Below are 16,657 nucleotides of genomic sequence, written 5' to 3'. Positions count from 1 at the left end.
CAATCGAATATGCTGCCATCTCTAAATAATCTGTTTTTTTACATCTTTCAAGTTTACAATCTTTGTGGCTGGTTTGATATCAAATTGCTGTAATCATTCATGAATAATAAGATTCCCGACTTCTTTAACAAGTCGGGAATTTAAGCCTTTCGATTTTAATTTGGAATTTTGAATTATTATTTCTTAATCTGATCCAGAGCTAAATTCAGCTTCAACACATTAACTCCAGGCTCACCAAAGATGCCAAGAAAGCGACCATCGGTGTTTTGAGAAATCAAAGTTTCCAGTTGGTTCGCCTGAAATCCTCGCGCCTTGGCCACGCGTGCAATTTGTGCGATCGCAGCTTCGGGGGTAATATGGGGGTCAAGGCTGGAACCAGAGGTGTAGATTAGATCGCCAGTTGGCTGTACACCCGCTTTTTTCAGACGAGTCAAGTCACCTTCAATTTTTTTGCTGGGGTCGGGGTCATCTTTACCTTTGATGCGTTCCAGTAATGCGGGATTACTGGGAGCCAAGTTACTAGCACCAGAAACCCCAGTTTTCAAAACTCCCCCATCGTCCTTTTTGGGATCGGCTGTGCTGTAACTAGTGGTACTGGGACGGCTGTTAAAATAGCGATCGCTAGTAAAAGGTTGACCAATCAAGGCAGAACCCACAACTTGACCGGTGCTATTTTTCAGTAGACTACCGTTTGCTTGAAACGGAAACACAATCTGCCCAATGGTAATCATCGCCAAAGGATAAATAATTGCTCCGATGACCCAAAGTACCAAGGTAGAACGAACAGCTCTGCTAGCTTCACGTGCAAAACTCATTAGAATTTCTCCGGTACAAACATGACAAAAAATAAATAGATAGAAAGCCCTAGCGTCACCATTCCTAACAGTCCCAATCCCCAAGATTGACTGCGGGAAAGTTGTTCACCAGTAGCAGCATAGACTATAGGTGCAACCACTAGGTTGAAACACATGGCCAGGAACAAATACAGTGGCAGCTTTTGTCTGCGCCATTGACACCAGATTTCAGTTATTTCTTCTAATACTTGGGATGCAGCGATAGTGCGTCGAATCTGAACGGGTTTCATAGTGAATTAAGACAAAGGTAAGATAATATCTATCAGTTTGATGGCAATGAAGGGAGCAATGATGCCACCTAGTCCATAAATCAAGATGTTGCGACGTAGCAGTTGATCTGCTGTTAAAGGTAAGAACTTCACCCCTTTGAGTGCTAGCGGAATTAATGCCGGAATAATCAAGGCATTATAAATCAGCGCCGAGACGATCGCAGATTGGGCACTCTTTAATCCCATAATATTAAGTGCGCCGATTCCAGCAGCTGCAAAGATAGTGGGAATGATCGCAAAATACTTGGCAATATCGTTAGCGATCGAGAATGTTGTCAAGGCTCCACGAGTAATTAGCAACTGTTTACCTATGGTTACTAGGTCAATCAGCTTCGTGGGGTCAGAGTCTAAGTCCACCATGTTAGCAGCTTCTTTGGCAGCTTGCGTCCCAGAATTCATCGCCACACCCACGTTTGCCTGAGCGAGGGCGGGTGCATCGTTAGTACCATCCCCAGTCATTGCCACCAGTTTACCCTGAGCTTGTTCGGAGCGAATCACCTCAATTTTGTCTTCTGGAGTCGCTTCGGCAATGAAATCATCCACCCCAGCTTCTTCAGCAATCACCGAAGCGGTAATTCGGTTGTCACCTGTGAGCATGACGGTACGAACACCCATGCGGCGGAGTTGATCAAACCGTTCCCGTAGTCCAGGTTTCACAATATCTTTGAGGTAGATGACACCATAAATTTTGTCATCTTGGCAGACAGCTAAGGGTGTACCGCCTAAGCGGGAAACTCGCTCATAAGCTGCGTCTGTATCATCAGGAACCTGGCCGCCACGAGAACGGACAAATCCCTTAATGGCATCCACTGCTCCTTTGCGGATTTGTTTGCCATCGGGTAGATTTGTGCCACTCATCCGGGTTTTCGCCGAAAATTCCACACCTTCGGCTTTGTCGATATTAAAATCTACCGCAGCCTGAGACTTTTCTGCCAATATCACAATTGACTTGCCTTCTGGCGTTTCATCAAACAAGCTAGCAGCTAGGGAGACTCGCGCCACATCTTCTAGTGAATGATTATCTAGAGGAATAAACTCATCAGCCATCCGATTACCCAAGGTAATAGTGCCTGTCTTATCTAACACCAAGGTGTTGATATCGCCGCAGGCTTCTACTGCTCGACCGGAGGTAGCAATGACGTTAAATTGGGCAACCCTATCCATCCCGGCGATGCCGATCGCACTGAGCAAACCACCGATAGTTGTGGGAATTAAAGCTACCAGTAGCGATATTAAAATCGCAACGCTAGCACCCGCACGCAAACTGTTTCCCGCCTCAACCCCAAACGCTGTGCTGATAAAGCTGGCGATGTAGCCCACGTAGGGAGGGATGGTTGAGACTACAATCAAGAACACCTGCGTTAGCACTGCCAACAATACTGTCAAAGCAATCTCGTTGGGAGTCTTGGTGCGTTGTGCCCCTTCTACCAGGGCAATCATGCGATCGATAAAGCCTTGACCAGGATCAGCACTAATGCGAATTGTCAACTCGTCTGAAAGTAGGCGTGTACCTCCTGTCACCGAACTGGCAATATCTGTACCTGGTTGCTTCAATACAGGGGCAGATTCCCCAGTAATGGCAGACTCATCCACTGAGCCGATGCCTTTAATCACATCCCCATCGGCGGGAATCATATTATTTGCAACCACCTTAACCAAATCACCCCGTCGCAGTTCTGTGGAATTGACTTGTTGTACAGAACCATCAGGGAGGATTTTGTTAGCGATCGTATCCGATCGCGTCGATCGCAGTGAATCAGCCTGGGCTTTACCGCGTCCTTCAGCTACGGCTTCGGCAAAGTTGGCAAAAACGAGTGTGAAAAAGAGAATGAAGGTAATCAACCCGTTTAACAAGCGTTGTTGATTGATATCTGCCTGGACTGTGCCAAAGAGATTTGGGTTAAGAGTAACAAGAAAGGTGACAATTGTCCCCACCCAAACAACAAACATAACTGGGTTTTTGACAGTAATTCGAGGATCGAGCTTGATAAATGACTCACGAATTGCTCTCTGGTAAAGTCCCCGCGTATCCACCTTCGGGGTATGCTTGCGTGAGTCACGAGTTCCAGATGGAATACGGGCTGAAGGAGAATCAGTAGTAGTTGGCATACATTAATATCAGAGCAATCTGACTGAATCCAAAATCCAAAATCTAAAATCTAAAATTCTCTCAGCCGATGCCTTTGGCGATAAAAAAGGCTTCAGCAATGGGTCCCAATGCCAGCACTGGGAAAAATGTGAGTGCGCCCAAGATTAAAATCACCCCTGCGGTAACGCCTGTAAATAGTCCGGTGTCGGTTCGCAATGTCCCAGTTGTGTAGGGAACAGCTTGCTTACGGGACATGCTATCTGCTAGCAACAGCAGACCGATGATTGGAATATAGCGTCCTGCCAGTAAACTGAAGCAGGTACTCAGGTTCCACCAGAGGGCGGTTGCGGTAGTTTTAGCGCCTGTAGCGATCGCCAAAGGAGAAGGTTGGGAATCGCCTAAACCTTCAAACCCAGAACCGTTGTTCGCAGCAGCTGAGGCATATTCGTAAATCACCTGAGAAAAGCCGTGAAAGCCGGGATTGCTAATTCCTGCCAGTTGGTCAGGAAAAGCTAAGGCGATTCCCCCCGGAATCAAAATGGCGATCGGGTGAACTAGCAAAATCAGGAAGCTAGCAAGTACCACTTCACGCTTTTCAATCTTGCGTCCCAGAAATTCTGGCGTGCGTCCTACCATCAAACCTGTGACGAATACCGCCAGGATGCTATAGGCAAATAAGTAAGCTGTTCCAGTACCCTGTCCACCCCACATGATTTGCAGGAACATATTAGAGAGAAAAATAAAACCACCGGTGGGCATAAAGGAGTCGTGGAAACTGTTGACGGCTCCGCACATGGTTCCGGTTGTACTTACCGCAAATAATACAGATTGTGCCCAACCAAACCGGACTTCTTTACCCTCTAGGTTCGGTTGCTGACTACCCAAAAGCGTATTTACAGCCGGATTCCCGTTGTATTCACCAATAGCGGTGACAATCAGAAATCCGAGAAAAATTACACCGACCATGCTGTAGAGTAACCACGCTTGTTTGGTGTTATTTGCAAACAAGCCATAGGTATAGATCAGGGATGTGGGAATGGAAAGCATTGCCACGATCTGAATTAAATTAGTAAATCCACTGGGATTTTCAAAAGGGTGTGCCGAGTTGATCGCAAAAAAGCCACCGCCGTTTTCTCCTAATTGCTTGATAATTTCAAAGTGGGCAACTGGACCACGAGCGATCGCCTGACTGATATTCGGATCTTCCAAGGTAGGGAATACAACTGCACCCGCCAGTGTTTCGGGAACGCCAGCTGCCATCAAAACAATGCCGCCCACAATACAAATAGGCAGCAAAATTCGGGTAATCGAGCGAATTAGGTCTACATAAAAGTTACCCAACGATCTACCCGTCAATCCCCGAATAAAGGCAATTCCTACCGCCAAACCAGTCGCAGCAGAGGTGAACATGTGGTAGCCCAGCCCGAACATTTGACTACCGTAGCTCAAGTAGGTTTCACCAGAATAATGCTGCTGGTTGGTATTGGTAATAAAGGAAATCGTGGTATGTACTATGGTGTCCCAGGTTGGGGCATCTATCTTGGTCGGGTTAAGCGGTAGCCATCCTTGATTTGCGATCAGGAAGAAAATCAGCAACATCATGACTACATTGCTGTACAGGATTGCTCGCGCATACTGCCAACCCGTCATGTTTTCTTTGTTTGTAACGCCAACCAAGGCATACAGCAGTCGCTCAACCGGATTCAAAACTGGGTCGAAAAAAGTACTTTCTTCTAGGTATACACGCGCCATGTAGCGCCCAAAAAATGGAGTTATCGCTACTATAATTAGTAGCGTTAGTGCAATTTGAATCCATCCTTGTAGCATTGGATTATTTAAACTCCGACATGAATAAATTTCAGATGAATATCAGATATTTTTTGCCACGAATCAGAAAAAATAATCAAGTATATTGGCATTATTATTAGCTAACCTATAACTCTGGGTTTCCTCAATCAATCATCGGGCTTTTTGTCAGGGAACACAAGGTATAAATTAATATTTAAACTAGTCTATATAAGGAATATATTTATATATATACAAGTCTTCATAACGTTTATCTCCATATATATCTGCAAATATAGAAGGACTGCTAAATGCTAAACAAACAGCTAACTAGGACGGCGTAAATAATTCGTAATGATGCCCGCATACTCGCTAGCGTAATTAAGTTTTGTAACAGGAGGTTAAGATTATCGCCAAAGACTTTGACAACTCAAATAGGGCATGAAAAAGCAGGCGATCGCACAGAATAACTTTCTAAGTAACTGGAACTATGATTTGGCTATGGCAATTATTGACGGTATGGAAGCCCGAAGTATCAAAGGTGGATATGTCTTAGAACCTTTTATATTTAATTCCGCCTAGCTACTTACGTGGACAAACATTAGTAGAAAGGGAGTTGGGAGTTATTATCTTGATCCCTCTCATCTCCCCCATCCTCCTCATTCCCCCTCTCTGCCTTCTATTACAAGAGGTAAAGATTAAGCTACAACTTTGGGAGTCTCTGAGATAATAAATTTGTAGAGTATCTTTTGAGAATTTAGCAAAGTTATAAGCATTGGAGCAAAGCAAATGAATGCTAGATTGATCGCTTTCTCTGGCTTTGTGACGGCATTTGTGGGTGGAGGACTTGGCTTTCTTATTGCTAATTTATTTCCTTGCCACTACACAAGTCAAATATATCAACATCTAGAGCAGAAATACGCAATTGTTGGTGCATTTGCTGGCTTGGTGATTGGTTCTAGTCAAGAAATGATTCGAGAACTCAAGCAAGAGCGGGATGCGGAAGAAGACTTGCTGCGAGATTTCAACAGAGCTATTCAGTCAAATACAAATAAAGAAAATTACTGATCTAATTAGTGGAGTTCCATCTGGGTTCCTCGTCAGCCAGAGCGATGAAGTCACCAACATTGGAGGCTAGCTCTTAGTAGAAGCATCAGTGATAAGTTAAGCTTATTAAGCATTTGTCAATAAGCAATAATAGCGAGTTTGTAAGAGTAAGAAAAATCGGAGTAGACCAATTAAAATTTCAGTTCCACGTTTTCAACAAGAGCGTTGTTTTGTATGGTTTCAACGATTGCCCCCGCATATTTACGGAGTCTCCTGGCACGATTGACGAAAAATCTTTGTTGGTAATCGTTGATTCTCAAGGCATCACCAATCATGGTGTTGACGGCAATATCAGCTTTTTTACCCAAAGCCACAACCTAATCATCAATTCCTTTTTCTAGTCCTGGCAGCAGCGCTACTTCACAGTGCAAGCATTGTTGTATGATAGCGGACTGCCACAACCCCAGGTATGCGTTCCAGTAAGGTTCACCATCAGCCTCGTCAACCTTAGAGAACTCCACAAAAAAGATCATCCAATAGCTATGCTGGTTTAGCGAAAATTTCCACAAATCATTAGACTTCTTGCATAAATCAGAAATAAGAACCCCACCCCGCCAAAGCTACGCTTTGTCTCCCTGCCCCTAATCCCCACAGGGGGCACCGAGTTCCCCGCTCTTCGAGAGGGGATTAAGGCTGGGGTGTTTGGGACTTTTGCAAGAGGTCTATTTTTTCAGATTGGGGAGGCGGTGAATCCGGGTTTCAATTTCTGCCATAGCTGAAGTTTTGAGTTTAACTCCTGTGGAGTAAACTTTTTCTATCAATGTCACAACCGGATTTTTACCCTTAAATGCGAGATTTTGGGCGAAATTCAGTACGGTTTCAACAGTGTCAAGTAAACTACCATTGCAATGCTGTTCTAACCAACCAAAGCAACGTTCTATCGGGTTGTATTTGCTATGATAGGGCGGATAATAGGCTGCACACTGAAACCATCTTTCTCTGATTATAGGATCAATCATTCCGTGGAATTCTCTAAATGAAGCCAAGCATTGCTTGATTTGGGCATTGTAGGCAGTGATTTATGTCTAATAAAACTTGTACAATTGGCAAGGCGGTTTTTACTATCAAAGTACTTCTCATACTAAATAAGGAAAGGATGTATTGTTTCAACAGCAGGATAACGGATGGGAAACCTCTCATAACAAGGTTTTGGAATATATCTTAATACGAATTACGAATTACGAATTACGTTAGCGTACCCCTGCTTTTGAGCAAGCTACGCTTAACGTCTCGTAGAGAAGAGGGGCGCAGCCCATTACAAATTAGTATCAGGCGTAAGATTTATCGACAGCAAAATTTTTCTACTTTGTGTTTTTCCATCCTTGACTTGTGGCTAAAATGCTCCAAGTTAGGCACTCATATCTTGCAATAGATAACTTTTACCCTTATGACTGGAGAGCAAAATCTTGGGAATAGAGCTACGCAGTTTCGTATTTCTCGACAGCCTGCAACCTCAACATGCAGCATATATGGGAACAGTAGCCCAAGGCTTCTTACCATTACCAGGGGATACATCGCTGTGGATTGAAATCTCTCCTGGTATCGAAATTAATAAGATTACGGATGTAGCCCTGAAAGCTGCCTCAGTCCGTCCCGGAGTGCAGGTAGTTGAACGACTTTACGGACTATTAGAAGTTCATTCTAGCTCCCAAGGCGAAACGCGAGCTGCTGGTCAAGCCATTTTGGCGTTACTGGGAGTCCGAAGAGAGGAATGTCTCAAACCGCGTGTTGTTTCTAGCCAGATTATCCGCAACATCGATGCTTACCAAACACAACTTATTAATCGCACGCGCCGGGGACAGCTACTACTAGCAGGGCAAACGCTGTATGTATTAGAAGTGGAGCCTGCTGCTTACGCGGCACTGGCTGCGAATGAAGCGGAGAAAGCGGCGGCGATTAATATCCTTGAGGTTCAAGCTGTAGGTAGCTTTGGACGGCTTTACTTAGGTGGAAAAGAACAAGATATTCTCGCAGGTGCGGCAGGAGCGTTAGCGGCCATTGATAGTGTAGCTGGTCGGGCAAATCCTTTGGGTGGGCGTCAGGAGTAAAGGACAGAAAATGGCAAATCGAGAGCATCTAGCTTTATTGAAAGCAGGTGCAGTTACATGGATTGAGTGGAGAAAGAAAAATCCTCAAATTGAACCAGACCTCAGCGCCGCAAACCTGCAAGGGGATAACCTCAGAGGCGCAAACCTCCAGGGGGTAAATTTGAGAAAGGTGGATTTGAGTAATGCTTTACTCGTGCGAGCAAACCTCAGTGGTGCTGACCTTAGTAGCGCCAACCTCTACAAAGCCTTCCTCGTTGAAGCTAACCTGAATGATGCTAACTTCAGTGTTGCTAACTTGAGTGGTGCTATACTTACGCAGGCGGATTTGAGTCATGCCAATTTGATTGGATCTGACTTGAGTGAGGCCAATCTTAGAGGCACTGCGATCGCTCATGCTAATCTAATTGGAACAGACTTAAAAGGCGCTAACTTGAGAGATGCCGATTTAGGTGCAGCGAAGTTAATACGGGCTAATCTCTCTTTTGCCAACCTCACTGAAGCTAACTTGATTGCGGCTGACCTTAGCGAGGCAAGTTTATACGAGGCGGAAATGTTGGGGGCTTATCTTTATAAAACTGACTTATACAAAGCTAATCTGAATAAGGCTCACCTTACTGGTGCTTACCTGCTGCGGGCTAACCTCAGTGAAGCTGATTTGAGTCAAGCTGATTTGAGTTGGACTAACCTTAGAAGTGCGAATTTGGCAGGGGCGAATCTCAGAGGAGCTAACCTTAGAGGAGCTGACCTTAGGGGAGCTAACCTCAGTGGCATAAATCTTCAGGAGGCAATTATGCCTGACGCTTCAAGGCACGATTAGTTTACAAGAAAAAGTAATTGACGTTTAGGTTCATTTTTTGGAATTTAGACAAATTTGCGGTGAAAAATCACCCAACACTGCTGAGTTAATTAGGTTCATTAAGCTTGAATTTATCACCATGCTTTTTGGGGCATCCCTTGCCAGGATAAGCTTTAGTACTTAAAGGAAGCATATAAAATTTATGTAAAGCTTAAGTGTTATTAAGCTAAAAAACGCTCTGAATAATCTATCAATTTAACTTATGTATTTTGAAATGTATTTCTATAATAGGAATATATTTTTTTTTACGAACAAAAAATTATATTGAAACTTAACTTAACGAAAATACTGTATGAAGGTGAATGAAAAATCTTGTAACCTATACTAAAAAAACAGTATGTTTGAAAAAAGACTTAATTAAAGTTTATAAATCTTTCTAACAGTATTAAAAATTACCAACTTTACATTTTTAAGATTTGGTAAAGAAGTTGATGTAACCTTGTACTTCATGATAATTAAATAATTACAGGTGAGTTGAAAATGAAAAAATATAGGGAAAATAATTAAAATAAATGAATTTTCACGCCGACTTACTTACTATTTGCATAATCAACTAACCAAATCAATAATTAATCTTTTCTAAGTAGTATTGGCATTAATTAGGTTAATAAAAGCACCTGTATTTAAACTTACAGTTTTAAGTAATCCAAATTGAACTTATCTAGCAGTTCTTTGACTGAGGCCGAACTTAGGCATTAGTTAGAAATTCAGGAAAAATAATATGGCAGTTATTTACGGCAGTACAACTCCTGATACCAGAAATGGGACTTCGGGAGATGACACGATATATGGTTGGGCTAATGGTGGTAATGCTAATAGTCCTTCCGGTAACGACACCCTGAATGGTGCGGCTGGTAATGATAATCTGTTTGGCGGGACAGGAAACGACAGTTTAATAGGTGGTCTTGGCAATGACACACTTGATGGCGGCTTGGGTACTGACAGCTTAAATGGGGGAGTAGGCGACGACACTTATCTCATTGACAGTGCTGCTGATACCATTATGGAGACTGCTAATTCCGGCACAGATACCGTCCGGTCTTCTGTCACCTACACACTGGGTATCAATCTAGAGAACCTGACGCTCACCGGAACTAGCGCCATCAACGGCATAGGTAACAATCTTAATAACATCCTGTTTGGTAATACTGTTAACAACACTCTGAATGGGAGAGCAGGCGATGACACGCTAGATGGTAATTTTGGTAATGATACCCTCAATGGTGAGGATGGCAATGATAGTCTACAGGGCGGGCCCGGCAATGACATACTGAATGGGGGGTCTGGAAACGATATCCTCATCGGTGTTTGGCGTGGTAGTCCACTCCCACCTGGATTAGGGGAGACAGATATCTTAACTGGCGGGGTTGGGCTAGATAGATTTGTCCTTGGGGACGCGACAAATGTCTTCTACGACGATAAAAACACTACGAACGCTGGTTTTGGGGACTTGGCTACTATTACTGACTTCAACCCTAATGAAGATCGAATAGAACTCAAAGGCTCTCCAAAAGACTATCGCCTACAATCTGTTGGAGCCAACACACAAATATTCTTAGACAAACCAGGAGCAGAGCCAGATGAGATTATAGGTATTGTGCAAGGGAGAGTGAACCTTAGACTTGATAGTAACGACTTCCTTTTCTATGAGCGGGAAAATGCTGGACAAGCTACAAATAATACACTAGCTAGGGCTGAAGGGTTGGGTTCTTTATCATCAGGCTCAGACGTTAATCTCTCAGGTGAGTTAGTAACAGTTCAACCGGGGGATAATCCCGATTTCGACTTTTTTACATTTTCTCTAGCAAATCCCAAAATTGTCACCATCAGTGCGGTGACAACCGATGATACAGTTATCGGACTGTTTAACAATGCTGGGACTTTACTGCAAAGTGACGACGATAGTGGGCCCGATTTGGGATCATTAATCACGGCTTCATTAGGTGCTGGAACGTACTCAATTTCAGTGAGTAAATATGCTTTCTTCCCTCAAAATGGCGGAACTTTCTCTGGCTCTAGTGACAGCAACCCTGCTCCTTATACGCTAGAAGTTCATTTGGCATAAGAACGTTGTCTACTTCAGGGAGTAATGACATTAGAAGGCTGATTGAAGGATCTTTTACTGCTGGATAGAGGGACACGTCGTTGTGTCCCTCCTTACCCAATAAGAGACTATTGATAAGCTAGTACCCATTGCTCATTTCACCCCCTAAGCTCTAAAATTTTTCTCTAATCAACAAGATTTAGCAACAAAATCATCTGACTATTTTATGAAGAAAATAATGAATAACACTAAATCATCCAACCAAGTTCAACGCAGATTTATCGGGAAGTTCGCTCTAAAAACCTGTTTTTTCGCTGCCAAAACCCTGTTATTGACAATAGTTCTATTAAATCATGGCATTACTGGAGTAAATGCTGCACCTCAATCCCTTCGTCCTGATATTAAGATTCGCAACATTATCAATACGTTATCGGCCTCTCCTTCTGTTCGGATTGCAAAAGATCCGCGAAACAATACGCTCTATTACCTCAAACAAAATGGTGAGATTTATCAAGTCAATTTAGCCGCTTCTACTAGTACACTTGTCTACAACTCTAGTAATCATAATCTCCCTGAGACTGAAGGTATGGCCATTGGTCCTAACGGTACAATTTATTTGGTTGGCAATGCAGACCTTGTGAATAACCAGACCAAAGCAATTATTGTTAAAGGCGTAATTAATTCGAGTACAGGAGGCCGCATCTGGTCTATCTTAGCTAAAAGTGCAGGCTATCCTAAAAGCAAAACAGCCTATGACCATCGCTTCAACGGCGTGGTTGTTAGCCCGGATGGTAACTTTATCTATGTGAATAGCGGTTCTCGTACCGATCATGGTGAGGTTCAGTCTGTTAATGGTCAATATCCCAATACTCGCGAAGTCGGATTAACCGCCTGTATACTCCGTCTTCCTACTAATGGCAAAAATCTCTTTCTTGCAAACAATCGAGCAACTTTAAAGACAGCTGGCTATATTTTTGCAGAAGGAACACGTAATACTTTCGATATGGCTTTTGCACCCAATGGGGATTTATTTGGCACAGAAAATGGCCCCGATCGCGACATGTCAGAAGAATTAAATTGGCTACGTCTAGGTGGTAATTATGGCTTTCCCTGGCGCATTGGTGGGACAGATAATCCCCAACAATTCCCTAATTATAATCCTGCCACTGACCGTTTGTTAAACCCCCTATTTGGCGCAGTCACAAAAGGCTACTTTCGTAACGATCCAACCTTTCCTATTCGGCCTACTAACTTAATTGAACCAATTCCTAATTTTGGGCCGGATGCAGACAAGTTCCGCGATCCTCTAGATGGCAAAGTCAAAGACGCCAGTGTTCTGGGGCAAAGTGTGAGTACTTTTACATCACACCGTTCTCCTTTGGGCTTAGTTTTTGATACAAAAGGAGTAATGAGTCCAGAATTCAACAGAGATGGATTCATGTTGAGTTGGACAACAGGCGACCCCACTGGCGATACAGTAGCAGGTCCTTTTGAAGATGCCGGCCAAGACCTACTGCATTTAAAGTTAACTAAAGTCGGAACTACCAACTATAAACTCAACGCCACCCGCATTGTCGAAGGTTTTAGTAATCCCATTGATGATGAGATTATCGGCAATAAGATTTATGTTCTAGAATATGGTGGAAATGAAGGAATTTGGGAAATCACTATGCCCACTAGATAAAGCAGACTGAGTATTTTAGCACTCAATCAAGCTTGCAGTTCGAGAGTTGCGATCGCCGAAATAACAAATGCGTAGGCGTAGCCAGGCGTAGGCATCGCCGAAATAGCAAATGTAGTCGCCGAAATAACAAATGTTGTCGCCGAAGTAGCAAATGTTGTCGCCGAAATAACAAATGCGTAGGCGTAGCCAGCCGTAGGTATCGCCGAAATAACAAATGCGTAGGCGTAGCCAGCCGTAGGCATCGCCGAAATAGCAAATGCGATCGCCTGTTGTGGAAGAGTGAGTGCGATCGCTGTATATATTTAACTTAAAGACAAAAAAAGTATAATAGTGAGAATAAAACCCATATTTTTTAGAATATCTTTTGTTACTAAAGAGAGAGAAGTTATCTGATGGACTCTACATTTAACTGGAAACTGGAACAGACTTTACTTGAAAAAGTCATAAATCTGGCTAGTCAAAGAGGGCAATCTCCTGAATCAATAGTCAGTGAAGCTGTTAGGCTGTATCTCGAAACCCAATTGCTAGAACCAGTTGATAACTATGGATCTGACCCATTAATTGGCTTATTTGCAGGAACACCTGATTTTGCTACAAATTCTGAAGATATTCTCCAGCAGGAAATTACTGAAAAATCTGGTTGGACGTGGAAATAAATTCATTGGTGGCTGATACGGGTTTTGTTGTAGCATTGTTAAACCGTTCAGTTTTATGCACAGTATTGTCACAACAGTATATATACAACAAAAACAAATTCTGTTGCCACAAACAGTATTGGCGGAGTTAGCTTATTTGGTCGGACGTAATGCAGGTGTAGCGACAGTAGTAGCTTTTTTACAAGGGCTATCTGCAAGTCGATTTAGATTGGTAGCTTTGACAGACCAAGATGTAATTCGTGTGGCAGAAATATTGGATGAGTATGCAGATAGTCGGATTGATTTTGTAGATGCAAGTGTTATGGCTATAGCTGAACGCTATGGTATTAAAAAAATATTTACCTTAGATCAGCGAGATTTTAGATTATTTCGACCTAAGCACTGCAATAGCTTTGATATTTTTCCATGAAGAAAATAAACGCAGTCTGTCTGTTCATATTTGACTTAGAATCCAGACAAGTGGAAGTGTAAATTTTATGTCTAATTATCAAGAAGTACTACTGCAAGCTCAAAGCCTAACTCCTGAAGAGCAAATACGCTTAATTGAAGACTTGTCAAGCTTAATTCGTCAACAGGTGACTATGACACCTAAGCCAAAGCGTAGCATCCTCGAATTACGTGGGTTAGGTAAAGAAATCTGGAATGGCGTTGATGCTCAAGAATACGTTAATCAGGAACGTGATTCATGGAATGGCTAGTCCAGCTACAGGGGCAAATTGTGGGCTTGGATACTGCTCCACTGATTTACTTTATTGAAGAAAATCCTAATTATTTGGATGTTACAGATGCTTTTTTTGAAGCTATGTTTTCTGGTGAGTTTAGTGTTGTAACATCAGTTTTGACTATCACGGAAGTGTTAGTCTATCCCTTGCGACAACGAAACACAGCATTAGCTCAACAATATCGTGACATTCTGCTCAATTCCCAAGGTTTGACTACTATCGAAGTTTTTCCCGACATCGCTGAAAATGCGGCACAATTGAGGGCAGATTATAATTTAAGAACCCCGGATGCTATTCAGATGGCTACTGCTATTCGTGGAGGTGCATCATTTTTCTTGACAAATGATGCGCGGTTGCCGTCTTTACCAGGGTTATCAGTGTTAGTGTTGGATCAACTGATAGTTTGAGTCTTTTTGTCTGTTGCGATCTTCGTAGCTTACCGAAAGTATCGCCTTACAGAAAACCTCAAAAATAAAGCGATCGCCTTACAGAAAACCTCAAAAATAAAGCGATCGCCTTACAGAAAACCTCAAAAATAAAGCGATCGCCTTACAGAAAACCTCAAAAACAAAGCGATCGCCTGTTGTGGAAGAGTGAGCGATCACACTTTACACATTCCCAAAAGCGATCGCCTTTCAGAAAACTTCAAAAAAGCGATCGCACTTCGCACATTTCCAAAAGCGATCGCACTTCGTAGATTCCCAAAAGCGTAGGCGTAGCCCGTCGTAGACATCGCCTGTTATGGAAGAGCGATCGTACTCCTACATTCTCAAAATTTCCTCAAAAGCGATTGCACTCGGCAAACTTCCTAAAGCGATCGCATCTCCACAGACCATATCTGTTACATCCGCTCCAACGGAGTATTAAATGTTGCCCTGTAACTATGCTTCTTCATCAAAGATTGCAATTAATAGAACCTCATTAGAGGTTGTAAGACTGACGATATTTTTATAATGTCTTGAACCTGCAAATGTGCGAATAGAGATAACTTCACTATTAAATATTGGAATGAATTTTCCATGTGCGAATAAAAGAACTTGTTCATCCATTTCTAAAATTATCCCGGCCTTTTTCACACCGAGTGTATGAATACTAGAAACTAAGCTTCCCAGTCCCCTATATTGGTAAGAATACGAAACTCTAGGAATAGGAGAAGAGCTATTATTATCTAACCCTAATATAAAGAGACTTCCATCATAGGTACTGAGAAATAAAGATTTGGAGCTATTATAAACGAATTGGATATTTTCTAAATCTATTTTGTTCTCAAGGTTTGAATTTACAAATAGATTGTTAAAGTCAAACTCACTTTTGTTTAAATCTGTAACAATCCAGCTTTCTTGCTCAAAGTTCTTCTTTGATTCAAGTGGTTCCTGTTGAGACTGAGTTTTAAGAGTATTAAATAAAGTTGAGTTAATAGTTGTCGAATAGTTGACCACATCAAAATTAAGCCAAGCATTTCGCACTGAGTATTCTGGAATATGATTTTGCTTAGGAGTATTGTTCATGCCCAAACTAAAATCATCAATAAATGAGAATAATCCTTCAGAACCGCATGAAGCATTTACTGTTCCAAACTTAGCTGTTGTGTAAATGCATTTTGTATCAAGACGCTTTTGAGGTTCATTAATAGGTGTAATATTTTCTGATTCCCAATCAATATCAAGATGATAAAGTCCTTTATTTGTACTAATATACAATCGACGATTATAAATATTTAAATCAAGCAAAATATCAGCTTTAATTTTCAGATCCAATTCAACATATTCTATAAAATTCGCATCAATTTCGATTGATTTTAATTCAATTTGTTCAATAGCTTTGAGGAAATCTGCTTTGCCAGTATCATCATTTAGTCGCTCACTAAATTCAGCCTGATCAATCAAATCATTTCTAAAAAATAATAATGTTGGTGCATCAAGTAAAGTCTCATCTTCTTCGAGTTTGTTTACAACATCTTTCATGTTATAAACACGCACTGAGTTGTCTTCAGTAATTATAATAAGTCGTCCCATATATAGGAACGCATCCTCAAAAATTCCAGAAAACCTTATTGAAACAAATTTCATTTCTTTTCCTGTAAAATTTTTTTACCAAATTCTTTTGCAATGATCTTGGATTTTATCCACTCAGCAATTAAATCATCGAAATCAGGAGGTAAACTCCCGCGTGCTCCTTGTCTTTCTTCTACAGGGAAAACAGGATAACCATGCCAATGATCTGTTTCATTGGACGTACATGGAAACTTTGATATCCTCTCTCCTTTTTCACCAAGTTTTGCTTTTCCTCCTTCTAGAACTCCCCAGTAATCCTGGTTTGAATCACACATATTATGCTTGTCAGAATTACAAAAGATATCATACTCAGTATCAGGTAAGATGCACCACATACTTTTGTGTTCACGAGAACCATTACCTCTGTGTTTGTCTTTTGATAGATACATTTTGCCACTGACTGTAGAACCATACTCTAGTCCAGCAGATGTCCTTTGATTTGCAGGCATTTTCTTTTTGTTTTTTGTTCTATATATATGGAAGGCACGG

General features: G+C 42.0%; 20 protein-coding genes and 1 pseudogene. 10 read left to right on the top strand and 11 right to left on the bottom strand.

Features of this window, described 5'->3' with window-relative positions; translation table 11 throughout:
- Positions 1-176: 176 nt before the first annotated feature.
- The 4 genes from kdpC to kdpA form a co-directional block, all read right to left on the bottom strand.
- Positions 177-815 (bottom strand): K(+)-transporting ATPase subunit C, encoded by a 639-nt coding sequence (gene kdpC / locus V7K36_RS23170; protein WP_335119662.1) that lies wholly within the window; start codon positions 813-815, stop codon positions 177-179.
- The gene (locus V7K36_RS23165; RefSeq protein ID WP_334826210.1) at positions 815-1,084 is read right to left on the bottom strand and encodes a potassium-transporting ATPase subunit F; all 270 of its coding nucleotides are present in this window, start codon (positions 1,082-1,084) and stop codon (positions 815-817) included. Before V7K36_RS23165 ends, kdpC begins: the two co-directional genes overlap by 1 nt.
- Positions 1,085-1,090: 6 nt before the next feature.
- Positions 1,091-3,232 carry a potassium-transporting ATPase subunit KdpB gene (gene kdpB, locus V7K36_RS23160; RefSeq protein WP_335119660.1) on the bottom strand — a complete coding sequence of 714 codons (2,142 nt, stop codon included), beginning with the start codon at positions 3,230-3,232 and terminating at the stop codon, positions 1,091-1,093.
- Between the two features lie 61 nt (positions 3,233-3,293).
- A complete protein-coding gene (gene kdpA, locus V7K36_RS23155) occupies positions 3,294-5,039 on the bottom strand; it encodes a potassium-transporting ATPase subunit KdpA (RefSeq protein WP_335119658.1) in 1,746 nt (581 codons plus the stop codon).
- Positions 5,040-5,786: 747 nt separating this feature from the next.
- On the opposite strand from kdpA, the gene V7K36_RS23150 reads away from it, so the two are divergent.
- The gene (locus V7K36_RS23150; RefSeq protein WP_334826206.1) at positions 5,787-6,065 is read left to right on the top strand and encodes a hypothetical protein; all 279 of its coding nucleotides are present in this window, start codon (positions 5,787-5,789) and stop codon (positions 6,063-6,065) included.
- A 170-nt stretch (positions 6,066-6,235) separates the two neighbouring features.
- Here V7K36_RS23150 and V7K36_RS23145 read toward each other — a convergent pair whose 3' ends face one another.
- From V7K36_RS23145 to V7K36_RS23135, 3 genes and pseudogenes are all read right to left on the bottom strand, one after another.
- Positions 6,236-6,418: a hypothetical protein gene (locus V7K36_RS23145; protein WP_335119656.1), complete on the bottom strand. Its 183-nt coding sequence runs from the start codon at positions 6,416-6,418 to the stop codon at positions 6,236-6,238.
- Positions 6,419-6,421: 3 nt separating this feature from the next.
- Positions 6,422-6,565, bottom strand: coding sequence for a hypothetical protein (locus V7K36_RS23140; RefSeq protein ID WP_334826204.1), 144 nt, complete (start codon positions 6,563-6,565; stop codon positions 6,422-6,424).
- A gap of 201 nt (positions 6,566-6,766) precedes the next feature.
- Positions 6,767-7,021: pseudogene (locus V7K36_RS23135) on the bottom strand (ISAzo13-like element transposase-related protein); the annotation flags it as partial.
- A gap of 489 nt (positions 7,022-7,510) precedes the next feature.
- Between V7K36_RS23135 and V7K36_RS23130 the strand changes: the two are divergent.
- The 4 genes from V7K36_RS23130 to V7K36_RS23115 all read left to right on the top strand — a co-directional run bounded on the left by V7K36_RS23130 (position 7,511) and on the right by V7K36_RS23115 (position 12,736).
- Positions 7,511-8,152, top strand: a complete 642-nt coding sequence (locus tag V7K36_RS23130; RefSeq protein ID WP_334943775.1) for a hypothetical protein — start codon at positions 7,511-7,513, stop codon at positions 8,150-8,152.
- Between the two features lie 10 nt (positions 8,153-8,162).
- Positions 8,163-8,969 (top strand): pentapeptide repeat-containing protein, encoded by an 807-nt coding sequence (locus tag V7K36_RS23125; protein WP_335119651.1) that lies wholly within the window; start codon positions 8,163-8,165, stop codon positions 8,967-8,969.
- 760 nt (positions 8,970-9,729) lie between these two features.
- Positions 9,730-11,073: a DVUA0089 family protein gene (locus V7K36_RS23120; protein WP_335119649.1), complete on the top strand. Its 1,344-nt coding sequence runs from the start codon at positions 9,730-9,732 to the stop codon at positions 11,071-11,073.
- Between the two features lie 217 nt (positions 11,074-11,290).
- The gene (locus V7K36_RS23115) at positions 11,291-12,736 is read left to right on the top strand and encodes a PQQ-dependent sugar dehydrogenase (RefSeq protein WP_335119647.1); all 1,446 of its coding nucleotides are present in this window, start codon (positions 11,291-11,293) and stop codon (positions 12,734-12,736) included.
- A 26-nt stretch (positions 12,737-12,762) separates the two neighbouring features.
- Here the strand turns inward: V7K36_RS23115 and V7K36_RS23110 are convergent, their stop codons facing one another.
- A complete protein-coding gene (locus tag V7K36_RS23110) occupies positions 12,763-12,978 on the bottom strand; it encodes a hypothetical protein (protein WP_335119645.1) in 216 nt (71 codons plus the stop codon).
- Between the two features lie 150 nt (positions 12,979-13,128).
- Between V7K36_RS23110 and V7K36_RS23105 the strand changes: the two genes are divergently transcribed.
- From V7K36_RS23105 to V7K36_RS23090, 4 genes are all read left to right on the top strand, one after another.
- The gene (locus V7K36_RS23105; RefSeq protein WP_335119643.1) at positions 13,129-13,392 is read left to right on the top strand and encodes a hypothetical protein; all 264 of its coding nucleotides are present in this window, start codon (positions 13,129-13,131) and stop codon (positions 13,390-13,392) included.
- A 55-nt stretch (positions 13,393-13,447) separates the two neighbouring features.
- Positions 13,448-13,801, top strand: a complete 354-nt coding sequence (locus tag V7K36_RS23100) for a type II toxin-antitoxin system VapC family toxin (RefSeq protein WP_335119641.1) — start codon at positions 13,448-13,450, stop codon at positions 13,799-13,801.
- 67 nt (positions 13,802-13,868) lie between these two features.
- Entirely contained in the window at positions 13,869-14,090 is a 222-nt protein-coding gene (locus tag V7K36_RS23095; RefSeq protein ID WP_334826188.1) for a hypothetical protein, read from the top strand.
- Positions 14,078-14,521, top strand: coding sequence for a type II toxin-antitoxin system VapC family toxin (locus V7K36_RS23090; RefSeq protein WP_334826187.1), 444 nt, complete (start codon positions 14,078-14,080; stop codon positions 14,519-14,521). The genes V7K36_RS23095 and V7K36_RS23090 overlap by 13 nt, the downstream gene beginning before the upstream one ends.
- 194 nt (positions 14,522-14,715) lie before the next feature.
- Here V7K36_RS23090 and V7K36_RS23085 read toward each other — a convergent pair whose 3' ends face one another.
- The gene (locus V7K36_RS23085) at positions 14,716-14,847 is read right to left on the bottom strand and encodes a hypothetical protein (protein ID WP_335119639.1); all 132 of its coding nucleotides are present in this window, start codon (positions 14,845-14,847) and stop codon (positions 14,716-14,718) included.
- An 8-nt stretch (positions 14,848-14,855) separates the two neighbouring features.
- On the opposite strand from V7K36_RS23085, the gene V7K36_RS23080 reads away from it, so the two are divergent.
- A complete protein-coding gene (locus tag V7K36_RS23080; protein ID WP_335119637.1) occupies positions 14,856-14,981 on the top strand; it encodes a hypothetical protein in 126 nt (41 codons plus the stop codon).
- A 14-nt stretch (positions 14,982-14,995) separates the two neighbouring features.
- Here V7K36_RS23080 and V7K36_RS23075 read toward each other — a convergent pair whose 3' ends face one another.
- Entirely contained in the window at positions 14,996-16,183 is a 1,188-nt protein-coding gene (locus tag V7K36_RS23075) for a hypothetical protein (protein WP_335119635.1), read from the bottom strand.
- Positions 16,180-16,617, bottom strand: coding sequence for a hypothetical protein (locus V7K36_RS23070; protein ID WP_335119633.1), 438 nt, complete (start codon positions 16,615-16,617; stop codon positions 16,180-16,182). Before V7K36_RS23070 ends, V7K36_RS23075 begins: the two co-directional genes overlap by 4 nt.
- Between the last annotated feature and the right edge of the window lie 40 nt (positions 16,618-16,657).

Source organism: Nostoc sp., from assembly GCF_036919555.1.
Taxonomy (GTDB): domain Bacteria; phylum Cyanobacteriota; class Cyanobacteriia; order Cyanobacteriales; family Nostocaceae; genus Nostoc.
Note: the sequence above shows the minus strand (reverse complement) of the source record. Positions and strands in the feature narration are given on the sequence as shown.

What these genes read in the sequence shown, in the direction of transcription:
- kdpC (WP_335119662.1), bottom strand. Translation starts at nt 815, where the DNA reads ATGAGTTTTGCACGTGAAGCTAGCAGAGCTGTTCGTTCTACCTTGGTA.
- V7K36_RS23165 (WP_334826210.1), bottom strand. Translation starts at nt 1,084, where the DNA reads ATGAAACCCGTTCAGATTCGACGCACTATCGCTGCATCCCAAGTATTA.
- kdpB (WP_335119660.1), bottom strand. Translation starts at nt 3,232, where the DNA reads ATGCCAACTACTACTGATTCTCCTTCAGCCCGTATTCCATCTGGAACT.
- kdpA (WP_335119658.1), bottom strand. Translation starts at nt 5,039, where the DNA reads ATGCTACAAGGATGGATTCAAATTGCACTAACGCTACTAATTATAGTA.
- V7K36_RS23150 (WP_334826206.1), top strand. Translation starts at nt 5,787, where the DNA reads ATGAATGCTAGATTGATCGCTTTCTCTGGCTTTGTGACGGCATTTGTG.
- V7K36_RS23125 (WP_335119651.1), top strand. Translation starts at nt 8,163, where the DNA reads ATGGCAAATCGAGAGCATCTAGCTTTATTGAAAGCAGGTGCAGTTACA.
- V7K36_RS23120 (WP_335119649.1), top strand. Translation starts at nt 9,730, where the DNA reads ATGGCAGTTATTTACGGCAGTACAACTCCTGATACCAGAAATGGGACT.
- V7K36_RS23115 (WP_335119647.1), top strand. Translation starts at nt 11,291, where the DNA reads ATGAATAACACTAAATCATCCAACCAAGTTCAACGCAGATTTATCGGG.
- V7K36_RS23110 (WP_335119645.1), bottom strand. Translation starts at nt 12,978, where the DNA reads ATGCCTACGGCTGGCTACGCCTACGCATTTGTTATTTCGGCGATACCT.
- V7K36_RS23105 (WP_335119643.1), top strand. Translation starts at nt 13,129, where the DNA reads ATGGACTCTACATTTAACTGGAAACTGGAACAGACTTTACTTGAAAAA.
- V7K36_RS23100 (WP_335119641.1), top strand. Translation starts at nt 13,448, where the DNA reads ATGCACAGTATTGTCACAACAGTATATATACAACAAAAACAAATTCTG.
- V7K36_RS23095 (WP_334826188.1), top strand. Translation starts at nt 13,869, where the DNA reads ATGTCTAATTATCAAGAAGTACTACTGCAAGCTCAAAGCCTAACTCCT.
- V7K36_RS23090 (WP_334826187.1), top strand. Translation starts at nt 14,078, where the DNA reads ATGGAATGGCTAGTCCAGCTACAGGGGCAAATTGTGGGCTTGGATACT.
- V7K36_RS23085 (WP_335119639.1), bottom strand. Translation starts at nt 14,847, where the DNA reads ATGTCTACGACGGGCTACGCCTACGCTTTTGGGAATCTACGAAGTGCG.
- V7K36_RS23080 (WP_335119637.1), top strand. Translation starts at nt 14,856, where the DNA reads ATGGAAGAGCGATCGTACTCCTACATTCTCAAAATTTCCTCAAAAGCG.
- V7K36_RS23075 (WP_335119635.1), bottom strand. Translation starts at nt 16,183, where the DNA reads ATGAAATTTGTTTCAATAAGGTTTTCTGGAATTTTTGAGGATGCGTTC.
- V7K36_RS23070 (WP_335119633.1), bottom strand. Translation starts at nt 16,617, where the DNA reads ATGCCTGCAAATCAAAGGACATCTGCTGGACTAGAGTATGGTTCTACA.